Source organism: Lentzea kristufekii, assembly GCF_033949925.1.
Lineage (GTDB): Bacteria > Actinomycetota > Actinomycetes > Mycobacteriales > Pseudonocardiaceae > Lentzea > Lentzea kristufekii.
In genome coordinates, this window is record NZ_JAXAVV010000007.1 from 63,835 (window position 1) to 83,513 (window position 19,679).

The 19,679-nt window shown below is 70.4% G+C and carries 18 protein-coding genes and 2 pseudogenes; 9 read left to right on the plus strand and 11 right to left on the minus strand.

The features are described 5' to 3' along the window. Positions 1–54 precede the first annotated feature (54 nt). Together SK571_RS16205 and SK571_RS16210 are read left to right on the plus strand one after the other, a co-directional pair. Entirely contained in the window at positions 55–699 is a 645-nt protein-coding gene (locus tag SK571_RS16205; RefSeq protein WP_319984910.1) for a dihydrofolate reductase family protein, read from the plus strand. Positions 700–1,045: 346 nt separating this feature from the next. Continuing rightward, entirely contained in the window at positions 1,046–2,389 is a 1,344-nt protein-coding gene (locus SK571_RS16210; protein WP_319984911.1) for an endo-1,4-beta-xylanase, read from the plus strand. A gap of 110 nt (positions 2,390–2,499) precedes the next feature. Here SK571_RS16210 and SK571_RS16215 read toward each other — a convergent pair whose 3' ends face one another. After that, positions 2,500–3,846 carry a cryptochrome/photolyase family protein gene (locus tag SK571_RS16215; RefSeq protein WP_319984912.1) on the minus strand — a complete coding sequence of 449 codons (1,347 nt, stop codon included), beginning with the start codon at positions 3,844–3,846 and terminating at the stop codon, positions 2,500–2,502. A 96-nt stretch (positions 3,847–3,942) separates the two neighbouring features. Between SK571_RS16215 and SK571_RS16220 the strand changes: the two genes are divergently transcribed. Both SK571_RS16220 and SK571_RS16225 read left to right on the plus strand, forming a co-directional pair. Then, positions 3,943–5,337: a DUF2867 domain-containing protein gene (locus SK571_RS16220; protein ID WP_319984913.1), complete on the plus strand. Its 1,395-nt coding sequence runs from the start codon at positions 3,943–3,945 to the stop codon at positions 5,335–5,337. A 7-nt stretch (positions 5,338–5,344) separates the two neighbouring features. Next, positions 5,345–6,016 carry an AIM24 family protein gene (locus SK571_RS16225; protein ID WP_319984914.1) on the plus strand — a complete coding sequence of 224 codons (672 nt, stop codon included), beginning with the start codon at positions 5,345–5,347 and terminating at the stop codon, positions 6,014–6,016. A gap of 43 nt (positions 6,017–6,059) precedes the next feature. Here the strand turns inward: SK571_RS16225 and SK571_RS16230 are convergent, their stop codons facing one another. Beyond that, positions 6,060–7,115 carry an amidohydrolase family protein gene (locus tag SK571_RS16230; RefSeq protein ID WP_319984915.1) on the minus strand — a complete coding sequence of 352 codons (1,056 nt, stop codon included), beginning with the start codon at positions 7,113–7,115 and terminating at the stop codon, positions 6,060–6,062. 61 nt (positions 7,116–7,176) lie between these two features. Here SK571_RS16230 and SK571_RS16235 point away from each other — a divergent pair, with 61 nt between their 5' ends. Then, positions 7,177–7,632: a MarR family winged helix-turn-helix transcriptional regulator gene (locus SK571_RS16235; RefSeq protein WP_319984916.1), complete on the plus strand. Its 456-nt coding sequence runs from the start codon at positions 7,177–7,179 to the stop codon at positions 7,630–7,632. On the opposite strand, the gene SK571_RS16240 is transcribed toward SK571_RS16235, so the two are convergent. Beyond that, complete coding sequence (locus SK571_RS16240; RefSeq protein ID WP_319984917.1) at positions 7,622–8,605, minus strand: helix-turn-helix transcriptional regulator; 984 nt, start codon at positions 8,603–8,605, stop codon at positions 7,622–7,624. The two genes, SK571_RS16235 and SK571_RS16240, sit on opposite strands and share 11 nt — an antisense overlap. A 184-nt stretch (positions 8,606–8,789) precedes the next feature. Here SK571_RS16240 and SK571_RS16245 point away from each other — a divergent pair, with 184 nt between their 5' ends. Continuing rightward, complete coding sequence (locus SK571_RS16245) at positions 8,790–9,185, plus strand: VOC family protein (protein ID WP_454780187.1); 396 nt, start codon at positions 8,790–8,792, stop codon at positions 9,183–9,185. Positions 9,186–9,188: 3 nt separating this feature from the next. Here the strand turns inward: SK571_RS16245 and SK571_RS16250 are convergent, their stop codons facing one another. Both SK571_RS16250 and SK571_RS16255 read right to left on the minus strand, forming a co-directional pair. Beyond that, positions 9,189–11,060 (minus strand): serine/threonine-protein kinase, encoded by a 1,872-nt coding sequence (locus SK571_RS16250; protein ID WP_319984918.1) that lies wholly within the window; start codon positions 11,058–11,060, stop codon positions 9,189–9,191. Positions 11,061–11,242: 182 nt separating this feature from the next. Beyond that, positions 11,243–11,677, minus strand: coding sequence for a DUF6069 family protein (locus SK571_RS16255; RefSeq protein ID WP_319984919.1), 435 nt, complete (start codon positions 11,675–11,677; stop codon positions 11,243–11,245). Between the two features lie 106 nt (positions 11,678–11,783). Between SK571_RS16255 and SK571_RS16260 the strand changes: the two genes are divergently transcribed. Continuing rightward, entirely contained in the window at positions 11,784–12,347 is a 564-nt protein-coding gene (locus SK571_RS16260; RefSeq protein ID WP_319984920.1) for a TetR/AcrR family transcriptional regulator, read from the plus strand. Positions 12,348–12,351: 4 nt separating this feature from the next. Here the strand turns inward: SK571_RS16260 and SK571_RS46405 are convergent. Further along, positions 12,352–13,044 (minus strand): annotated as a pseudogene (locus tag SK571_RS46405) (alpha/beta fold hydrolase). A 56-nt stretch (positions 13,045–13,100) separates the two neighbouring features. On the opposite strand from SK571_RS46405, the gene SK571_RS16275 reads away from it, so the two are divergent. Together SK571_RS16275 and SK571_RS16280 are read left to right on the plus strand one after the other, a co-directional pair. Next, positions 13,101–13,520 (plus strand): MarR family winged helix-turn-helix transcriptional regulator, encoded by a 420-nt coding sequence (locus SK571_RS16275; RefSeq protein ID WP_319984923.1) that lies wholly within the window; start codon positions 13,101–13,103, stop codon positions 13,518–13,520. Between the two features lie 154 nt (positions 13,521–13,674). Then, positions 13,675–14,412: a D-Ala-D-Ala carboxypeptidase family metallohydrolase gene (locus SK571_RS16280; protein WP_319984924.1), complete on the plus strand. Its 738-nt coding sequence runs from the start codon at positions 13,675–13,677 to the stop codon at positions 14,410–14,412. A 313-nt stretch (positions 14,413–14,725) separates the two neighbouring features. Here the strand turns inward: SK571_RS16280 and SK571_RS16285 are convergent, their stop codons facing one another. The 5 genes and pseudogenes from SK571_RS16285 to SK571_RS16310 all read right to left on the minus strand — a co-directional run bounded on the left by SK571_RS16285 (position 14,726) and on the right by SK571_RS16310 (position 19,674). Next, positions 14,726–15,001, minus strand: coding sequence for a helix-turn-helix domain-containing protein (locus SK571_RS16285; RefSeq protein WP_319984925.1), 276 nt, complete (start codon positions 14,999–15,001; stop codon positions 14,726–14,728). Between the two features lie 153 nt (positions 15,002–15,154). Beyond that, a complete protein-coding gene (locus SK571_RS16290) occupies positions 15,155–16,378 on the minus strand; it encodes an ROK family transcriptional regulator (protein ID WP_319984926.1) in 1,224 nt (407 codons plus the stop codon). Positions 16,379–16,420: 42 nt separating this feature from the next. Beyond that, positions 16,421–17,427: pseudogene (locus SK571_RS46410) on the minus strand (sugar phosphate isomerase/epimerase family protein). A gap of 25 nt (positions 17,428–17,452) precedes the next feature. Further along, positions 17,453–18,592, minus strand: a complete 1,140-nt coding sequence (locus SK571_RS16305) for a Gfo/Idh/MocA family protein (RefSeq protein WP_319985111.1) — start codon at positions 18,590–18,592, stop codon at positions 17,453–17,455. Between the two features lie 47 nt (positions 18,593–18,639). Further along, positions 18,640–19,674, minus strand: coding sequence for a substrate-binding domain-containing protein (locus tag SK571_RS16310; protein ID WP_319984927.1), 1,035 nt, complete (start codon positions 19,672–19,674; stop codon positions 18,640–18,642). Positions 19,675–19,679 lie beyond the last annotated feature (5 nt).

The following is a 19,679-nucleotide window of genomic DNA, read 5'->3' on the forward strand; positions in this document are numbered from 1 at the left end:
AGTTCGCGCGCCCGCCGCGGTCCAACCATCGACCCAGGAACGGAAGGAAGCCACATGACCCAGCTGGTGAAGGTCCAGAACTTCGTCGTGTCGAGTGACGGGTTCGGTGCCGGCGAGGACCAGACCCTCGAACGGCCGTTCGGCCACGCCGATCCCGGCACGATGTTCGCGTGGGCGGGTGCCACCGCGAGCTGGCCCAACCGCACGGATCCCGGCGGCAGCCGCGGCCTCGACGACTACCTCACCCGCGACTTCGGGCACAACATCGGCGCGGAGATCATGGGCGCCCACAAGTTCAGCCCGCATCGCGGCCCGTGGGAGAACCACGACTGGCAGGGCTGGTGGGGCGACGAACCGCCGTTCCACACGCCGGTCTTCGTCCTGACCCACCACGAACGGCCGTCGTTCACCCTGTCCGACACGACGTTCCACTTCGTGAACGGAGACCCGGCCGACGTCCTCGCGCTCGCGAAGGAGGCCGCGCAGGGCAAGGACGTCCGGATCGGCGGCGGCGCCACCACGGTCCGGTCGTTCCTCGACGCCGACCTCATCGACACCCTGCACGTGGCGGTGGCCCCGGTCGAGCTCGGGTACGGCGTGCCGCTGTGGAAGTCGCCCGACGAACTGCTGGACCGGTTCCACCTCGACGTCGTGCCCAGCCCGAGCGGCGTGACCCACCACCTGTTCTGGCGGAAATGACCTCAGGCGACTGGCCTTGAGTTTCGAAACTTGTTTCGAAACTTTCACACAATTGTCCGCGAAACACCCCGCGCAACGCGGGAAATCGCTCCGAATTCCGTCCCGTCGAACAGGCGGTCCCACCTGCGCGTTCGACGGGCATTCGAAAAGTCAGCGACCTGCCCACCAGTGATCGTCCAGTTCAGCACCACTGCGGCAGCGGGTCGGGAAGCACGCCTTGATAGGTAGAACGACCTCGGCTAATACTGTCAGCGTTTCAGATCGAGCGACGCGGACATGGCGCAGTCCGCACCGCCCGGCCCATTCCACTCGCGTTCTCGCGAGTGCTTCTCAGAAAGCGCCGAACATGACGCTGACAGTGAAGTCAGTCGCACGGGTGTCCCTCGTGTCCACCCTCGTCCTCGCCGCCGCGGGAGCCGCGGTCCTCGCGGCGTCACCCGCCAGTGGCGCCGCCTCCACGCTCGCCGCGGCGGCCCAGCAGAGCGGTCGCTACTTCGGTACGGCCGTGGCCGCGAACAAGCTCGGGGACTCGACCTACACCGGGATCCTCAACCGCGAGTTCGACATGGTCACGGCCGAGAACGAGATGAAGATGGACGCCACTGAGCCGAACCAGGGGCAGTTCAGCTACGGCAACGCGGACCGGATCGTCAACCAGGCGCGCAACCAAGGCAAGCGGGTGCGCGGGCACGCGCTGGCGTGGCACTCGCAGCAGCCCGGCTGGATGCAGAACATGTCCGGCACGGCGCTGCGCAACGCGATGCTGAACCACGTCACGCAGGTCGCGACCTACTACCGGGGCAAGATCTACGCCTGGGACGTGGTGAACGAGGCCTTCGCCGACGGCAGCAGCGGCGGACGCCGCGACTCCAACCTGCAGCGCACCGGCAACGACTGGATCGAGGCCGCGTTCCGCGCCGCCCGTGCCGCCGACCCCGGCGCGAAGCTCTGCTACAACGACTACAACACCGACAACTGGTCGCACGCCAAGACCCAGGGCGTCTACCGGATGGTGCAGGACTTCAAGTCCCGCGGTGTCCCGATCGACTGCGTCGGCTTCCAGGCGCACTTCAACAGTGGCAACCCGGTGCCGTCCAACTACCACACCACCCTGCAGAACTTCGCCGCCCTCGGCGTCGACGTGCAGATCACCGAGCTCGACATCGAAGGCTCGGGCAGCACCCAGGCCCAGCAGTACCAGGGCGTCACCCAGGCGTGTCTCGCCGTGGCGCGGTGCACCGGCATCACCGTGTGGGGCATTCGCGACACCGACTCCTGGCGCGCGTCCGGCACCCCGCTGCTGTTCGACGGCAGCGGCAACAAGAAGGCCGCCTACACCTCGGTGCTCAACGCACTGAACGCCGGCACGGGCACCACCACGCCACCCACCAGCACCACGACCACGACGTCCAACCCCGGCGGCGGGGGTTGCACCGCGACGTACTCCGAGGGCGAGAAGTGGAGCGACCGCTTCAACGGCCAGGTCACCGTCTCGGGCACGGACAACTGGATCGTCACGGTCACGGTCAGCTCACCGCAGCGGATCATCGCCACCTGGAACACCAGCGCCAGCTGGGACTCCGCGAACGTGATGACCGCACGCCCCAACGGCAGCGGCAACACGTTCGGCTTCACGATCATGCACGGCGGTAACTGGAACTGGCCCACCGTCTCCTGCCGCGTCGCCTGACGACGGCTTCGGAGAACGCGCCGGCACGGGCCCATCGCGAGCGGGCCCGTGCCGGACGGCCATTTCCGATCTCAGGTCGGTTTTGGTCTGCACTGGAGCAACACGGCAGTTCAGGCCTTGCGGGAACGCGCTGCGGCGAACCTGGCCGCTGCTTCGCGCAGGTCCACGACGGGCGGCGGGTAGTCGAGCGCCTTCCGTTCCTCATCGGGCAGCGTCCACGGTTCGTGGACGTGCCTCGGGTCCACCGCAGCAAGTTCGGGCAGGTAACGCTTGACGTAGGTGCCGTCCGGGTCGTAGCGGTGAGCCTGAGCCAGCGGGTTGTGCACGCGGTTCGGGCGGGTGTCGGTGCCCGTGCCGGCCACCCACTGCCAGTTCATCTGGTTGTTCGCCAGGTCGCAGTCCACCAGCAGGTCGACGAAGTGCTGGGCACCCAGACGCCAGTCCAGGTACAGGGTCTTGCACAGGAAGCTCGCCGCGATCAGGCGCGCCCGGTTGTGCATCCAGCCCTCCCGGACGAGCTGGCGCATCGCCGCGTCCACGACCGGATAGCCGGTGCGGCCGTCCCGCCACGCCGCGAAGTCGCGGTCCGAACGCCGCCAGCGGTCGTTGCGGGTGCGGTAGTCCCTCGTGGCGGATTCTGGACGGGCGGCCAGCACCTGGTGGTGGAAGTCGCGCCACGCGAGCTGACGCGTGTAGGCGCGGGCGCCTTCGGACGCGGTGCCGGCGCGGTCCAGCAGTTCGGTCACCGACACCGTGCCGAAGTGCAGGTGCGGCGACAGGTGTGAGGTGGCGTCGTCGGCCAGCGCGTCGTGCAGGTCGGCGTAGTCGTCCACGCCGGTGCGCACCCAGTTCACCATCAACCTGCGTCCGACGGTCTCGCCGCCTGAGGCCAGGTCCGGTGACGGGGTGCCGTCGTGGAGCCTGCACGGCTGCTCACCGCTGATCTCGGGCACGGTCAGCCGCCGCGGCGCGCGCAGGACGCCGCGGCGGTGCACGGTCTCCCACTTGCGGAAGTACGGGGTGAACACCGCGAAGTGGTCACCACCGCCGGACGGGGTGAGGGACAGCGGCGGGACGGCGTTGATCGACGCGTCGTGCACGTGCAGGTCCACCCCCAGCGCCTCCAGGGCTTCCTCCCGGCGGCGGGCGTACCGGCTGACGTCTGCGGCGACGTGGATCTCGGTGACGTCGTGGGCGCGGACGATCCTGGCGACCTCGTCGACGAGCTTTCCCTTGCGCACGACCAGTTTGCCGCCGCACTCCCGCAGCGACCGGTCCAGGTCGGCCAGGCAGTCGGACAGGAACGCGGCGCGGTTGGCGTTGAAGAACGCCGACGAGACGATCGCGTCGTCGAGCACGAACAGCGGAATGCACCGGTCCGCCGCGGCCGCGGCGTGCAGCACCGGGTTGTCGTGGACCCGCAGGTCACGGGTGAACAGGGCGATCGACGTCGTCACCGGTGAGCGATACCCGGCGACCCGGCTCGGCAACCGCGACGTCATGCGTTCGTGGACGGACGGTTGCGCCGGCCCGGAAGTGGGCAAATCATGCGGGTGACGACCAACGAAGACGGGCAGCCGGCGAGGTGCCTCGTGATGGGCGCGACCGGGCACATCGGGTCGCGTCTCGTGCCCGAGCTGCTCGGGCACGGCCACCAGGTGGCCGTACTGGTCCGCGACAGTGCGCAGGCAGCACAGTTCGCCACCAGGGTGATGGTGCACACCGGTGACGCCACGGACCCGCACGCGGTCCGGGAAGCGTTGGCGGGCAACGACATCGTGTACTTCCTCGTGCACTCGCTGGACCGGCCGGACTTCGCGGGCGTCGACGCCGAGGCCGCCGCCGTGCTGGCCGGGGCGACGGCGGACGCGGCGGTGCGGCAGATCGTCTACGTCGGTGGACCGCGCCCCGACTCCCCCGGCCTGTCCGCGCACCTCGCCTCACGGGCCGAGGTCGGCGACGTCCTGGCCGCTGGGCGGGTGCCCGCACTCGTGCTGCAGGCGTCGATGATCATCGGTGCCGGCTCGGCGAGCTTCGAGCTGTTGCGGTCGTCCGCGCGGCTCACGCCGTGGGTGCCGGTGCCGTCGTGGATGCACAACACCAGCAGGCCGGTCGCGGTCGCGAACGTCGTGCACTTCCTGGTGGCCGCCGCGAATCTCCCGGAACCGGTCGGCGGCATGTTCGACGTGCCGGGCCCGGAGCGGCTCAGCTACCTGGAGCTGGTGCAGCGGTGTGCGCGCGTGCTGCGGCTCCCGGTCCGGCTGCCCGTGCCCGCCCCCTTGTGGTCGCACAAGCTCGCCGCACAGGTCGCCGGACTGGTGACACCGGTGCGCGCGGCGGTCGCGGAACCGTTGTTCGCGTCGCTGGAGCACGACCTCGCGGCCGACGGGCCACTCGTCACGGATGTGCTGCCCGCGCCGCCCGGTGGCATGACCAGCGTCGACAACGCCATCCGCGCCGCGACGGAACCGGAGGCCGAGAAGGACGGCGGCGAGGTGTTCACCGAGGAACGGACGGTGCTGACCGACGCGTCACCGGAGGACGTGTGGCGCACCGTGAACACGTTGGGCGGCAAGGACGGCTGGCACACCATCCCTCTCGTGTGGACGGTCCGGGGCGCGATCGACCACCTGCTCGGCGGAATCGGGCTCTACCGCGGCCGGGCACCCGAGGTCGGCGAAGGCGACGTGGTCGACTTCTGGACCGTCGTGCACCGCGACGACGAGGCGAAGCAGCTCGTACTGCGGGCGGACATGAAGATGCCCGGCCGCACGCTGCTCGACATGCGCGTGGATCGCGAAGGTGATCGCACGCGCTACCGGCAGAAGATCACGTTCACCGCCGACGGGCTGCTCGGCCAGCTGTACTGGGTGGCGCAGAAGCCGTTGCACGACGTCGTGTTCGCCACGATGGCGCGCGGGATCGTCCGAAAAGCGTCTGCGGCATGATCTCCCCATGCGCAGCTCACTGTTCAACCACGAAGAGCGGTCCGTCGAGCCCGGAAGCTTCCAACTGCAGAACGAACGCATGCTCAAGGTGGACCTCACCGGCAGCGGCGGGTTCTTCTTCGCCAAGCAGGGATCGATGGTCGCCTACCAGGGCGACGTCGACTTCGCCTACGAAGGCAGCGGTGGTCTCGGCAAGCTGTTCAAGAAGGCCTTCACCGGTGAGGGCATGTCGCTGATGAAGGTGTCGGGCAGCGGCGACGTCTTCCTCGCCCAGGACGCCGACGAGATCTTCGTGCTGTACCTGGAGGACGAGGGCGTCACGGTCAACGGCAAGAACGTGCTCGCCTTCGACAGCACGCTCAAGTGGGACATCAACCGCACCGAAGGCGCGTCGATGCTCAGCGGCGGTCTGTTCAACACCACGTTCACGGGCACCGGCGCACTGGCCATCACCGCGTACGGCACCCCGGTCGTGCTGAACGTGGACCAGCCGACGTTCGTCGACATGCAGTCCGCCGTCCTGTGGTCCACCTCGCTGCAGTCCTCGATCCGCAAGACGGCCAAGCTCGGTGCCGTCATCGGCCGCGGCTCCGGCGAGGCGTACCAGCTCGCGTTGACGGGTCAGGGCATCGTCGTGGTGCAGGCCTCGGAAGGCCACCCCCTCCCGACCGCGCAGTAGCGCTCAGGTGAACGCAGCCGAGGACACTCCTCGGCTGCGTCGCTCATCGGACGCGGTCTCCGGCGATCCAGACTCCGGCGATGTTCCGCGTGGCCGTGAGGTCGCCGTCGATCAGGAGCAGATCCGCACGCATCCCGGCCGCGATCGCACCGCGGTCGCCGAGACCGAACACCTGCGCGGGCAGCGTCGTCGCACTCGCGAGTGCCTCTCCCGGAGTCAGGCCGGCGGCCACCACGAGCTCGAGCTCGCGGTGCATCGACTCACCGTGCTTCGGGGCGAACGGCGCTCCGGCCGCCGAGTTCGCGTCCGTCCCGGCCAGCACCCGGATGCCGGCGTCGTGGAACGCGGTCACCGTGTCGCGAGCGTGCTCGTAGCGGAAACCGGCGCCGGCGAACAGCTTCGCGGTGCCTTCCATCATCGTCAGCGTCGGCACCGACACCATCCCGATCTCCCGCATCCGCGCGATGGTGTCGTCGTCGAGGACGGCGTCGAGGGGCACGTGCGTGCTGACGTCCACACCGGACTCCACGGCGACGCGGAACGCGCCCGTCGTGACGGAGTGCGCGACAACCAGCAGTCCGTGCTCGTGCGCGGCCTGGACGAGGGCGTTCACGGTCGCCTGGTCCATGCCCTCGGGCGGTGCGGCCTCGGTGACGATCTTGACGTAGTCGGCGCCGTCGGCGACGCGCCGTCCGACGAACGCCCGCGCCTCGTCCGGGCCGGTCACGATCCCCTCCGCCGGAAAGCCCGGCATCCGCGCGTGGTGACCGCCCCGCCCGACCGCCGGGATCGTGGCGCTCAGGATCTGCGCCACGCCCTTCTGCCGCCGCATCCCATCCACGAACGCGAGCGGCCAGGCGCCCATGTCCAGCCCCGTCGTGACGCCCCAGCGGGCGAGATCCTCAAGATCTGCCCGGCCGCGCACGGTGTGCATGTGCGCGTCGATCAGACCGGGCAGCAGCACGCCTCCCGCCGCATCGACGACCGTGCCGGCCGCAGCGGCGTCGTCCGCGAGGACCGACTCGCCGAACACCACCCGCCGGGGCTCGCTCACCACCGAGCCGTCGAACACCCGGACGTTCTCGATCGCCGTCGTCATCACGCCTCCCGATTTAGCTTTTATGAAAGCTATCACGAAAGCCATCTGGTAGGATCCGGGCATGTCCTCGCTGTCACTCGCCCAGCACGCCGTGAGGCTGCAAACGTTGCTGGAGCGGCACATCACCGAGGTGCTCAAGAAGCACGGGCTCTCGCGCAGCGAACTCGACGTGCTGGGAGCCTTGGCCTCGTGCGGTGATGCCGGCGCACGCCCGCAGGAGCTCTCCTCGCAGTTGCTGCTCACCACCGGCGGCATCAGCAACATCCTGCGCAGGCTTCAGAACGACGGGCACATAACGCGCGAGGCGAATCGCGCTGACGCACGAAGCAACATCGTTCGCCTTACCGCGCAAGGGCTTGACGTCGCTCGAGAGGCCGGGACGGCCGTCACCGAGGTGATCGGCCGGGTCCTCCACCCCGTCGACCGGTCGGTGGTCGACACCGCAGCCGAACTCCTGCACCAGGTTCTCGTCGCCCTCGACGAGGACTCGCCGGTGCACCGCGAGTTCACCCCCTGACCGCCCGCGCCGCGCGCCCGGCCAGTGCGGCGAAGGCGTCGCGCAACTCCGGCGGTCCGACGACCTCGATCTCGGCGTCGAAGCGCGCCAGCCGGGCGGCGAGCGCGGCCCACGACCAGGAGCCGGCCATCAGCCTCGTCCTGGCGGGGCCCACCTCCTCGACGGTGCCGTCGCCCGCGAACAGCGCCACCTCGGCCAGCGGGAGGCCGAGAACGACCTCGCCCCGGCAAGGCCAGGCGTCGGCACCGGCGGAGCCCTTGAACCGGGCGGACAGGAACGCCGCGACGTCCCCGCCGGGCACCTCCCGCCGGGTGAAGCGGGGACCGGTGGGGACGCGGAGCGTCATCCGGTCCACGCGGTAGGTGCGCCAGTCCTGCCGTTCGTCGCTCCACCCCAGGAGGTACCAGCGACCACTCCGGACGACCAGGTGGTGCGGCTGCACGCGCCGAGGAGGTTGTGGCTCGGCGTCGTCCGGGCGGCCCGGCGAGTGGTAGTCGAACCTCAGTTCCTCACGGTTGCGGATGGTGGTGCTCAGGGTGAGCAGCACCTCGGTGTCCACCTGAGGAGCCGTTGCACCGGCCGCGGTGATCTCCAGGGCGTCGACGCGGCGCCGCAGCCGGGACGGCATCACCTGCCTCACGGTCACCAGGGCCCGTGCGGCGGCTTCCTCGATGCCGGCGCCCGCGCTCACCGCGATCCGCAGCGCCACGGCGAGCGCGATCGCCTGCTCCTCGTCGAACAGCATCGGTGGCATCTGGCTGCCGGCTTCGAGCCGGTAACCACCGTCGGGTCCCTTGACCGCGTGCACGACGTAACCGAGCTCGCGCAGCCTGTCGACGTCACGGCGCACCGTCCGTTCGCTGACGTCCAGGCGCTCGGCGAGCAGGCCTCCCGGCCAGTCGCGGCGTGCCTGCAGCATCGACAGCAGCGCCAGCAGACGCGCGGAGGTGGTCGTCGAGGAAGCCGTCGGCATGGTTCCCAGTCTGGCAGGAGAAGAGGACGTTCCCTGTCCTCTACCGCTGACATCGTGGTTCTTGTCGCCGGAGACCTCCGGCGGCGAGAACCACTCGTGAAGGACCGGACACCATGTCGCTCAACGCAGTCGCCACCTCAACTTCCGCGGCCAGGCCGGGGAGGCCCTGGAGTTCTACCGGTCGGTGTTCGGCGGACAGGCCACCATCGCCACCTACGCCGACTTCGGCATGCCCGCCGACCTGCCCGGCGCCCGGAACGTGGTCTTCGGCCAGGTCGTCGCCGACAACGGCTTCCGGGTCATGGCCTACGACGTGCCCGGCGAGAACGTCCCGTTCGTCCAGGGCGAGCCCACCACGCACCGGGCGAACGGCACCACGATCACCACGGAGCCGTTCTTCCTCTCCGTGCGCGGCGAGTCCGTCGAGGAGGTCGCCACCCTCTGGAAGGGCCTCGCCGAGGGCGCCTCGGTGATCGAGGAGTTCGGCCCCGCGCAGTGGGCGCCGGGCTTCGGCATGCTCACCGACCGGTTCGGCGTGACGTGGATCCTCGACGTCGCGGCCGGTCACGCACAGGCCTGAGGCCTAGAACGCCGTCAGGATCTGGTGGTTCCACCACAGGTCGAGCTTGTCGAGGGTGTCGATGTCGCCCGGCTTCTTCAGCGTGCCGATGGTGAGGTTCCTGGTGTCGACCCACCAGACCTGGGCGGTGCCGCCGTCGAGGAAGCAGGTGGTGAACTCGTTCGGCAGCGGGCCGGAGGTGTCGCGGTAGAAGAGCGCGTAGTGGATGGGGTCGGACTTCGGCCGGCACCCACCGCGCTCGTCCATCCGCGGGATGCCCCGGCTCGTGACCAGTGCCAGGAAGAACGCGTTCTGCTTGGCCTGGTCGGCGAACAGCCGGAACTCGGCCTCGGCCGGCGGCGGGGCGTAGGGGTCGTTGACGGTCACGGTGGTGCAGCGGACGGTGGCGACCGTGTCCTTGTCGGGCGCGGTGGGCGCGCAGGACTTGGCGTTCTGGTAGACGACCGGGAGGGCGGCCAGCAGCGCGTCGTCCTGCGGCGTCCGCGTCCGGGTGGCGCTCGTGGTCGTGGTGGTGGTCGTCGTGGTCGTGCTGGCCGGGGTGCTGCTGGACGTACCGGAGCCGAGGGTCTTGTCGCCGTTCCCGATGATCAGCACCGTCGTGACGAGCCCGGCCACGACCGCGAGGACACCGGCAGCGAGGGCGATCCGCTTGGCGGGGCCGGACTTGGTGCGGGTCGGTGGGTACGGCGTCGGGTTCGCGACCTGCTGCGGGCCGGTCGTGATGTGCTGGGCCGGTGCCCAGGGCTGGGGTGCGGGCGGCTGGGGGAACTGCGGGCGGCCCTGCCGAACCGGCGCGACGGGCCGTGGCCAGCCCGCCGGGGGTGCGGCGTGCCCGCCCGGTGGGGTCGGGGGTGCGACATGCCCGCCCGGTGGGGTCGGGGGTGCAACCTGCCCGCCTGGCGGGGTCGAAGGGGCGGAGAGACCGGGCTGTCCCGCGAGCGGGGTCGGAGGGGCGGACAGACCGGGCTGTCCTACGGGTGGGGTCGCGGCGCCGGGTGCAGGAGCTGCGATCCCCCCGACCGGAGTCGCGCCGCCGACCGGCCCGAGTTGCCCGGCAGGTGCGGCCAGCACCTCGGCCGCCGCCCGTGCGAACGCGCCCGCAGTGGCGTAGCGGTCGGCCGGGTTCTTGGCCATGCCCTTCGCGATGACGTCGTCCAGCGCCGCCGGGACAGCGGGGTTCAGCGGGGACGCCTTGGGCGGTGCCTCGTTGAGGTGCGCCCAGATCTGGGCGGCGGTGCCGTCGGCGGTGAACGGACGGCGGTTCGTCAGGCAGGCGAACAGGACGCACGCCAGGGCGTACACGTCCGCGCGGCCGTCCACCGGGCCGCTCTCGAAGCGTTCCGGGGCCATGTAGTCGAGGGTGCCGACCACGGAGCCGGACGCGGTCAGGCTCGTCGCGGCCGGTGAGACGCTGCGGGCGATGCCGAAGTCCACCAGATACACGAAGTCGCCGGACGTCACGAGGACGTTCGAGGGCTTCACGTCGCGGTGCACGAGACCGTCGGCGTGCGCGGCGTCCAGGGCGCTCGCCACCTGGTCGACGATGCGCACGGCCCGTGCCGGTTCGACGGTCCCCTCGCGGATCACGTCCGACAGGTCGGCGCCCTCCACCAGCCGCATGTCCAGGTAGAGGCGGTCGTCGATCTCACCGTAGGCGTGGATGGGGATGACGTGCGGTTCGCGCAGCCGGGCGACGATCTGCGCCTCGCGGCGGAAGCGGGCTCGATAGTCCTCGTCGTCGTGGTAGCCGGGCGACAACCTCTTGAGCGCCACGAACCGGTCGTGCGCCGTGTCGTAGGCCCGGTGCACCTCGCCCATCCCGCCGCGACCGAGCAGTTGCTCGATCCGGTACGGCCCGAACGTCTCCTGCGTCATCGTCCTCGTGTCCCGCGCGTCTCGTCCGTACGAGTCGACGCGCGCCGGCCGCCGCGCGTTCCACCGGAGTGCAGCCTACAAATCCGCGAGCCCTCCGGTTCGCGCAGGACGCGGTCACGAGTTCGGACGTTGTGCGGCCCGCGCCGGCCACGTGGCTCACCGAGGAGGCCGGCCCGGCGGGTTCACCGGACGGGCAGCGGCAGAACGCGCGCCAGCACGGGCACCGTGGTGGCGGCGACGACGGTGTGCATCGCGATCAGCGCGACTGAGTTCACCACGGAGGCGCCTCCCGCGAGGATGCCGAGGTCCGGAATCCACGAGAGCACGACGACGACCGGCACGAGGACGCGCAGCACTCGCCGCGGGTCGCGGGCGGAGCGGCGCACGAGGTACCAGCCGAGCGTGCCGAGCAGGACGCCGATCACCGTGGCGGGCGCGTACTCCGCGAGGGCGAGGCCCATGCGTTCGGTGCCTGCCGGGATGAACTTGCCCGCGACCAGGGCGATCAGGGCGTTGACCGCGATCGAGACCACAGCGGAACCCAGGAGGCCGACGACGACCTCTCCGGCACTGGGCGCGAGAACTGAGGAGCGAGCCGGGAAGCTGGTGTCGGCCATGGGCCCTGTCCTTCGGTAGGCTGAATTGCAAGCGGTCACTTGCAAACAAGGTAGCCATCCTGTCACGCTGATGCAAGTGCCCACTTGCATACATCGAGGAGGACGCGTGGCCGGCCGGGTGACCGACGAGACGGTGTTCGACGCGGCGCTGGCGGTGATCGCCGAACAGGGGTACGAACGGGCGACCACCCGCGCGATCGCCGACGCCGCCGGGATCAACGAGGCGACGCTGTTCCGCCGGTTCACCTCCAAGCAGAACCTGCTGCGGCAGGCCGTGCGCAGCAACTTCACCGGCTTCGCGCTCGATCTCGACACACCGGGCGACGACGTGGCCGCCGACCTCGTCACGATCGTGAGCTACTACTCCCGGCTCTACGAGACGCGCGGCGGCGTGGTGCTCACCCTCATGAGGGAGGCGAAGTTCAGCCCGGAGGTGGCCGCGGTCCTCACCGAACCGGAGAAGCTGCTGGAACGGGTGGACGCGGTGATCCTGCACCACCAGCGACGAGGCGCCCTCGTCGTCGAACCGCCGCGGCACACGTTCTTCGCGCTGGTCGGGCCGGTGATGATGCGGGCCATCGCGCGGAGGGTGGATCAGCGGGCCACCCAGGCGCCCGCCGATCCCGAGACCGTCGTGCACCGGTTCCTCGCCGGGCACCGGCCAGGCTGAGGCATCACGAGCCGGACAGGACGGATGCCACGGCGGCGAGGAGTTCCTCGGGCGTCTCGACCTGCGGCAGGTGGCCGGTGCGGGGAAGCAGCGTGAACGTCGCCGACGGGATCGCGGCCGCGCAGGCCTTGCCGTAGGCGGGATCGACGATGCGGTCGCTCTCGCCCCACAGCACGTGGACGGGAATCTTCACGTCGGCGAGCCTGCCGAGCAGCGAGGGGTCCGACATGGACGGTCCGGCGTACCCGATGAGCGCCCGCACGTCCGGGCTCGGCACCGCCCGCGGGTGGCACGGGCAGCTTCGCAGGGTCGTGGAACGAGAACGAGCGGATCTCGGCGGCGCTCAGGCCGCTGACGTCGGTCATGGGGCGACCACGACCACGACGCCGATCCCGTTGACGATCACGGCGCCGCTGACGCGCGGGCTCGCGCACAGCGCGATCTCGGCGGCCAGCCAGCCACCGAACGAGTTGCCCACCACCACGACGTCCGTGAGGTCCAGCTCGTCCAGCATCGCGACGTAGTACCGCGCCAGCTCGCGGACGCTGGTCAGTTCGGCCGGCCTGGGGGTGCCGCCGAACCCGGGATGGGTGGGCGCCAGCACCTCGGCTTGCGTGCGGTCGGCCAGCAACGCGGCGAACGCGGTCATCGTGGGGGCGCCGCCCCCGCCGTGCAGGAGCAGGTACGCCTGAGTCATATAAGCAACCTTAGGTAAGGATGCTTATATAAGCATGGTTGATTAAGCTGGACGGCGTGAAGCACCGTCCAGCCGACGTCGCGCTCGCCGTGAAACGCCTGCAGCACCGCCACCACCGCGCGCTGAGCCAGGCCCTGGCGCCACTCGGGCTGTCCCTCGTGCAGTGGGACACCCTGCGCCACCTGGACCGCCGGCCGGACGCCTCGCTGCACGACCTCGCGGTGCTGACGTTCCAGACCGACCAGTCCTTCGGCTCACTGGCGGTGCGCATGGCCGATCGCGGGCTGATAGAACGGGTTCCGGGTCCGGGACGGGCCGTGCGCCACCGCCTCACCGAGGAGGGCGCCCGGCTGCGAGCCGAGGGACAGGCACTGGCCGACGGCATCGTCGAGTCGTCGTTCAGCCGACTGTCGGCCGCACAGCTCGACCACCTGGGCGACCTGCTGCAGATCGCACTCGGGAGCGACGAGGGCTGACATCAGTCCTTTGTGGACGTTGACGGCGTTTGTCGTGACGGCTGTTCGGGTGGTTTCTCGTCGCCACACTCGAAGTTCATTTGGTTGCTCATTGACAGACCCGGCGCGGACTCGACACGCTGCACCTCCCTGTGATCGAAAGGTGCCGCTTGTCATGAAGCTCCGTTTCCTCTTACCGGTCCTCGCCCTGCTCTCCGCCGTGGTCGTCACCCCTGCCGCGGCAGCGGAGGCGGACCCCGTGACGACCGCCGACGCCTGCTACACCTGGGGACGCACCCTGTCGGAGGGAGCGTCAGGCGAGGACGTGCGCCAGCTGCAGATCCGGGTCGCCGGCTACCCCGGCTACGGCGGCGTGCTGGGCCTCGACGGGCAGTTCGGGCCCGCCACCAAGGCGGCCGTGACCCGGTTCCAGCAGGCCTACGGCCTCGGCGCCGACGGCATCGCCGGGTCCGCGACGTTCTCGAAGATCTACGCGTTGCAGGACAACGACTGCACGCCGGTCAACTTCTCCTACGACGAGCTGAACAACTGCAACTCCGACTGGTCGGGCGGCAACGTCTCGGCGGCGACCGCACGCGCCAACGCCCTGGTGTCCATGTGGAAGCTGCAGGCGATGCGGCACGCCATGGGAGACAGGCCGATCGACGTCAACGGCGGCTTCCGCAGCGTCTCGTGCAACAACGCCGTCGGCGGCGCGGCCGGAAGCCGGCACCTCTACGGCGACGCCGTCGACCTGGGCGCCGGAGCCCAGGGCTTCTGCGCGCTGGCGAAGCAGGCCCGCAACCACGGCTTCAACGAGATCCTCGGCCCGGGTTACACCGGCCACAACGACCACGTGCACGTCGCGCACAAGTCCAGCCGCTTCTGGTCCGCACCTAGCTGCGGCATCTAAGCACCTGACCAGAGGTGTTGTCCGGAACATCTGGGCTCGGTGGCGCCGAGTGCGTCTGCAAGTACCACCAACTCATGATCGAATCGCCGTCAACCACACCCAGCCCGCCGCTCGCCCGCCGAACCGTTGTACCTCCCTCAGGCCAGAACAGGCCTGTTGGTGGTAGCGAAGTGCCTGTTGATGTTGAGTTGGTGGTACTTGCAGACGCCATGGAGCCGGACGCATGTCCGCCGGGCGAGTAACGGACACAACTTCCGGCAACCTGCTTTGTCCCACGCCACCGGCACGACGGCTCCCGCGCGGGAGCCGTCGTTCACTCCCCCGCCGCCTGCGCCCGCGGGGGCACCGCGAACCACTCCAGCTCGGCGGCGAGCATGCCGAGCTGGAACCTCGACTGCACGCCGAGCAGTGACTGCAGGCGCGCGATGCGCCGGTTCAGGGTGCGCAGACTGACGTCCAGCTCGCGCGCGATCGCGCGGTCGGTCGCGCCGGTGCGCATGAGCCACAGCAGGCGCTGAGTCGCCATCGTGGGCTCCTGGCCCACGGTCAGGTGGGTGACCACCCCCGGTGTTACGCGGGTCACAGTCATAGGGCGACTGTATGCCGGACTATTGGCGGCCGTCAATCAAAAGTCGGCACTTAGCTGTCAAGATGCACCCATCTTCAGGATGAAGGCCGCCATTACCTGGGCATGCGTGATCACTGCCCCTCGGCGGGACAGACATCCGTGGAAGCGACGCGCCTAGGTGGCGCTGGAGGAAAGCTGCACTTCAGGCGCGGCGCTACCGGCGGCGACCTCGCCCAGCCGAGCGTCCAGCACCTCGGGCGACAGCACGTGCCGCACTACCATCGCCGCCGCGCCCAGGGCTCCGGCGGTCACACCGGCACCCGACGCGACGATGCGGAGGTTCTCCGTGGCCAGCGGGAGCGAACGGCGGTAGATCGACTCGCGCACGCCCGCCAGCAGCATCTCGCCCGCCTCCGCGAGCAGGCCGCCGATGACCACCAGCGACGGGTTGAACATGCTCACGCAGCCGGCGAGCACCTCGCCGATGTCCCTGCCCGCCTGCCGCACGACGCGGCCCGCCTCGAGGTTGCCGGCCCTGACCAGGGCGACCACGTCGGCCGTCGAGTCCGCGGGGTGGCCCAGGTCGCGCAGCTTCGCGGCCAGCGCGGGGCCGGCGGCGACCGCCTCCAGGCAGTCGGTGTTGCCGCAGCGGCAGAGCGCCTCGCCGCCCTGCGGCACCCTGATGTGGCCGAGGTCGCCCGCGGCACCCGCCGCGCCGCGGTGCAGGACGCCGTTGCTGATCAGGCCGGCGCCGATACCGGTCGCCGCCTTCACCACGATCATGTGCCGCACGTCCGGGTGCGAGGCGGTGTGCTCGCCCAGGGCCATGAGGTTGACCTCGTTGTCGACCAGGACCGGCACGCCGAACTCCGCCGCGATGGCCGCGGGGACGTCGAAGCCGTCCCAGCCCGGCATGATCGGCGGGTTGTTCGGGCGGCCGGTGGAGTGCTCGACCGGGCCCGGCAGGCCGATACCGACACCGGCGATCTCCGCGGCGTCGACGGTCAGCAGCAACGAGCGCCAGGTCGTGACGAGGAGCGGGAGTATGGCCTCCGGGCCGTCGGCCACGTCGAGGTCCACCTGCTCGACGGCCAGCAGCCGGCAGGCCAGGTCGGAGATCGCGACGGTGGCGTGGGTGGCGCCCACCTCGGCGGCGAGCACGAGATGGGCGGAGGGGTTGAAGCCGAACCTGCCGGCCGGACGGCCGCCCGTCGACTCCCCCGTGCCGCTGCCGGTCACCAGGCCGGCGGCCACCAGCAGGTCCAGCCTGGCGCGCACGGTGGAACGGGCGAGGCCGGTCGCGGCCACGATCTCCGCTCGGGTGCGCGGGCTGCCGTCCATCAGCATGCGCAGCACTGCGGCCGGCGAACCCGCCTCGACACCCAAGGTGCTCTCCATCGAACAATTGTCACATCGGCAGGGGAAGGCGCTTCGCGGTCGTCACCCGCCGGAGCTGAACGCGGCGTCGAACGAGGCCGACGGCGGGTCGAAGGCGTTGCGGCGGATGAACTCCAGCGCCTCGGGGGCACCGGTGAGCCGGTCCATCCCCGCGTCCTCCCACTCGACGCTGATCGGGCCGGAGTAACCGATGGTGTTGAGCATCCGGAACGACTGCTCCCACGGCACGTCACCGCGTCCGGTCGAGACGAAGTCCCAGCCGCGCCGCGGGTCCGCCCACGCCAGGTGCGAGCCGAGGCGCCCGTTGCGGCCGTTGCCGACCTGGCGCCGGGCGTCCTTGCAGTCGACGTGGTAGATCCGGTCGCGGAAGTCCCACAGGAACCCGACCGGGTCGAGGTCCTGCCAGACGAAGTGCGACGGGTCCCAGTTGAGGCCGAACGCGGGCCGGTGCCCGATCGCCTCCAGCGCCCGGACGGTGGTCCAGTAGTCGTAGGCGATCTCGGACGGGTGGACCTCATGCGCGAACCGCACGCCCACCTCGTCGAACACGTCCAGGATCGGGTTCCAGCGGTCGGCGAAGTCCTGGTAGCCCGCTCGATCATCGAGGCGGGCGCCGGCGGGAACATCGCGACGGCCTTCCAGATCGACGAGCCGGTGAACCCGACGACGGTGTCGACGCCGAGCCTGGCCGCGGCCCGCGCGGTCGCCTTCATCTCCTCCGCCGCCCGCTGCCGCACCCCCTCGGGGTCCCCGTCACCCCAGTTGCGGGCGGACAGGATGCCCTGGTGCCGCTCGTCGATGGGGTCGTCGCAGACGGCCTGGCCGGTGAGGTGGTTGGAGATCGCCCACACCTTCAGGTCGTGCTTGGCGAGGATCGCGAGCCGGTCCGCGACGTAGTCGTCGTCCTCCGCGGCCCGCCACGGGTCGAGGTGGTCGCCCCAGCAGGCGATCTCCAGGCCGTCGTAGCCCCAGCCGGAGGCCAGCCGGGCGACCTCCTCGAACGGCAGGTCGGCCCACTGGCCCGTGAACAGCGTGATCGGACGTGCCATCTCCGGTCTCCTCCTCAAACCCTGCTCAAACCTGCTGCCACGTGCGGGATTCGGCGCTGGCCTCGACTGCGGCGAGGACCTGCTGCACCCGCAGTCCGTCGGCGAACGTCGGCGTGGGGTCGGTGCCCGCGGCCACCGCCCGCACGAAGTCGACGGCCTGGTGGGTGAACGCGTGCTCGTAGCCCAGGCCGTGCCCGGCGGGCCACCAGGCGCCCACGTACGGGTGCTCCGGCTCGGTGACCATGATCCGGCGGAACCCCGCGACGGCGGAGTCCTCGGTGCCGTCGAAGAACTCCAGCACGTTCATGTCCTCGAAGTCGAACGCCAGGCTGCCCTTCGAGCCGTTGATCTCGATGCGCAGCGCGTTCTTGCGGCCGTTGGCGAAGCGCGTGGCCTCGAACGAGCCGAGCGCGCCACCGGCGAAGCGCGCCAGGAACAGCGCCGCGTCGTCCACGGTGACGGGACCGGTCTGCCCTGTTGCGGCGGTACCGGACAGACCGGAGTGCGTGGAGGCCAGCGGACGCTCCGGCACGAACGTCACCAGCGTCCCCATCACCTCGCTGATGGTGTCGCCGAGGACGAACTGGGTGGCGTCCACGATGTGCGCGCCGATGTCACCCAGCGCGCCGGAGCCCGCCTTCTCCTTGTCCAGCCGCCAGGACAGCGGTGCGGCCGGGTCCACGATCCAGTCCTGGAGGTACTGGGCGCGCACGTGGTGGATGCGCCCCAGCCTGCCCTGGGCGACCAGGTCGCGGGCCAGGCCCAGGGCGGGCACCCGCCGGTAGCTGAAACCGACCATGGCCCGGACCCCGCGTTGCGCGGCGCGTTCGGCGGCCTCGGCCATGGCGACGGCCTCGGCGACGCTGTTGGCCATCGGCTTCTCGCACAGCACGTGCTTGCCCGCGTCCAGGGCGGCGACCGCGATCTCGGCGTGCGTGTCACCCGGCGTGCAGATGTCCACCACGTGCACGTCGTCGCGGTCCAGCACGGACTTCCAGTCGGTCACGGCCTCCGCCCAGCCCAGGCGTTCGGCGGCGGCCGCGGTGCGCTCGGCGTCGCGGCCGCAGAGCACGGACATCACCGGTCGCAGCGGCAGGTCGAAGAAGCGCGGCGCGACCCGCCACGCCTGGGAGTGCGCGGCTCCCATGAAGGCGTGGCCGATCATCGCGATGCCCAGCTCCGGCGTCGTCACAATGCGGTCCTCTCGGTTTCTCAGGACTCGAAGGCGGTCGGCAAATAGCGGTCGACGTTGTCCTTCGTGACGACCGGGGCGTAGAGCTGGACCTGCCGGGGGACCTCCACCTCGACCAGGTCGCCGAGGGCCTTGTTCTGCACGGCGAGCCGCGCGAGCCGGATGCCGTCGGCGCCCTGGGTGGACGGGTAGATCACGGTCGCCTTGTGCGGGCCGTTGTCCGCCTTGATCTCCCGCATCACGTTCGCCGATCCCGCGCCGCCGACCATGAAGAACTCGCTGCGGCCGGAGTTCTTGATGGCGGCGGTGACGCCGACACCCTGGTCGTCGTCGTGGTTCCAGAGGGCGTCGATCTTGGGTGCGGCCTGCAGCAGGTTCGCGGCGGCGCGCTCACCGCTCTCCACGGTGAACTCGGCGGCGACGCGGTTGCTGACCTTCAGCCCGCAGCCCGCGAGCGCCTCCGCGAAGCCCTTGCTGCGGTCCTGGGTCAGCGGCAGCGAGTCGATGCCGGCGATCTCCGCGACCACGGAGCCCGGCTTGTCCTTGAGCCGCTCGCAGACGTACGTGCCGGCGGACACGCCCATGCCGTAGTTGTCGCCGAGCACGGTGGACCGCGCCGCGAACGGGCTGTCGAACTGGCGGTCGACGTTGATCACGGTGATGCCGGCCTTCATGGCCTTCAGCGCGACCGGGGTGAGCGCCGCGCCGTCGAACGGCAGCAGGACGATCGCGTCCACCTTGTCGTTGATGAACGTCTCGACCTGGCTGATCTGGAGGTTGGGGTCGTTGGTGCCCTCGACGACGCGCAGCTCGACGTCGGAGTACTTGCCGGCCTCCTTCTTGGCGGCGTCGGTGATCGCGGCCATCCAGCCGTGGTCGGCGGCCGGTGCGGAGAAGCCGATGACGACCTTCTTGCCCGGCTCGTCGTTGGCGACCTTCACACCGCCGCTCTGGTTCCCGCCGCCCTGGGGCTCGGGGGTGTTGCCCGTGCACGCGGTGAGCGCGACGCCGAGTGTCAGCACGGCGGCGAATCGGACGACTCTCTTGTGTTGCATGGGTT

Coding starts and splice junctions, on each gene's coding strand:
- SK571_RS16205 (WP_319984910.1), top strand. CDS start 55: ATGACCCAGCTGGTGAAGGTCCAGAACTTCGTCGTGTCGAGTGACGGG.
- SK571_RS16210 (WP_319984911.1), top strand. CDS start 1,046: ATGACGCTGACAGTGAAGTCAGTCGCACGGGTGTCCCTCGTGTCCACC.
- SK571_RS16225 (WP_319984914.1), top strand. CDS start 5,345: ATGCGCAGCTCACTGTTCAACCACGAAGAGCGGTCCGTCGAGCCCGGA.
- SK571_RS16230 (WP_319984915.1), bottom strand. CDS start 7,115: ATGACGACGGCGATCGAGAACGTCCGGGTGTTCGACGGCTCGGTGGTG.
- SK571_RS16235 (WP_319984916.1), top strand. CDS start 7,177: ATGTCCTCGCTGTCACTCGCCCAGCACGCCGTGAGGCTGCAAACGTTG.
- SK571_RS16240 (WP_319984917.1), bottom strand. CDS start 8,605: ATGCCGACGGCTTCCTCGACGACCACCTCCGCGCGTCTGCTGGCGCTG.
- SK571_RS16250 (WP_319984918.1), bottom strand. CDS start 11,060: ATGACGCAGGAGACGTTCGGGCCGTACCGGATCGAGCAACTGCTCGGT.
- SK571_RS16255 (WP_319984919.1), bottom strand. CDS start 11,677: ATGGCCGACACCAGCTTCCCGGCTCGCTCCTCAGTTCTCGCGCCCAGT.
- SK571_RS16280 (WP_319984924.1), top strand. CDS start 13,675: ATGAAGCTCCGTTTCCTCTTACCGGTCCTCGCCCTGCTCTCCGCCGTG.
- SK571_RS16285 (WP_319984925.1), bottom strand. CDS start 15,001: ATGACTGTGACCCGCGTAACACCGGGGGTGGTCACCCACCTGACCGTG.
- SK571_RS16290 (WP_319984926.1), bottom strand. CDS start 16,378: ATGGAGAGCACCTTGGGTGTCGAGGCGGGTTCGCCGGCCGCAGTGCTG.
- SK571_RS16305 (WP_319985111.1), bottom strand. CDS start 18,592: ATGATCGGCCACGCCTTCATGGGAGCCGCGCACTCCCAGGCGTGGCGG.
- SK571_RS16310 (WP_319984927.1), bottom strand. CDS start 19,674: ATGCAACACAAGAGAGTCGTCCGATTCGCCGCCGTGCTGACACTCGGC.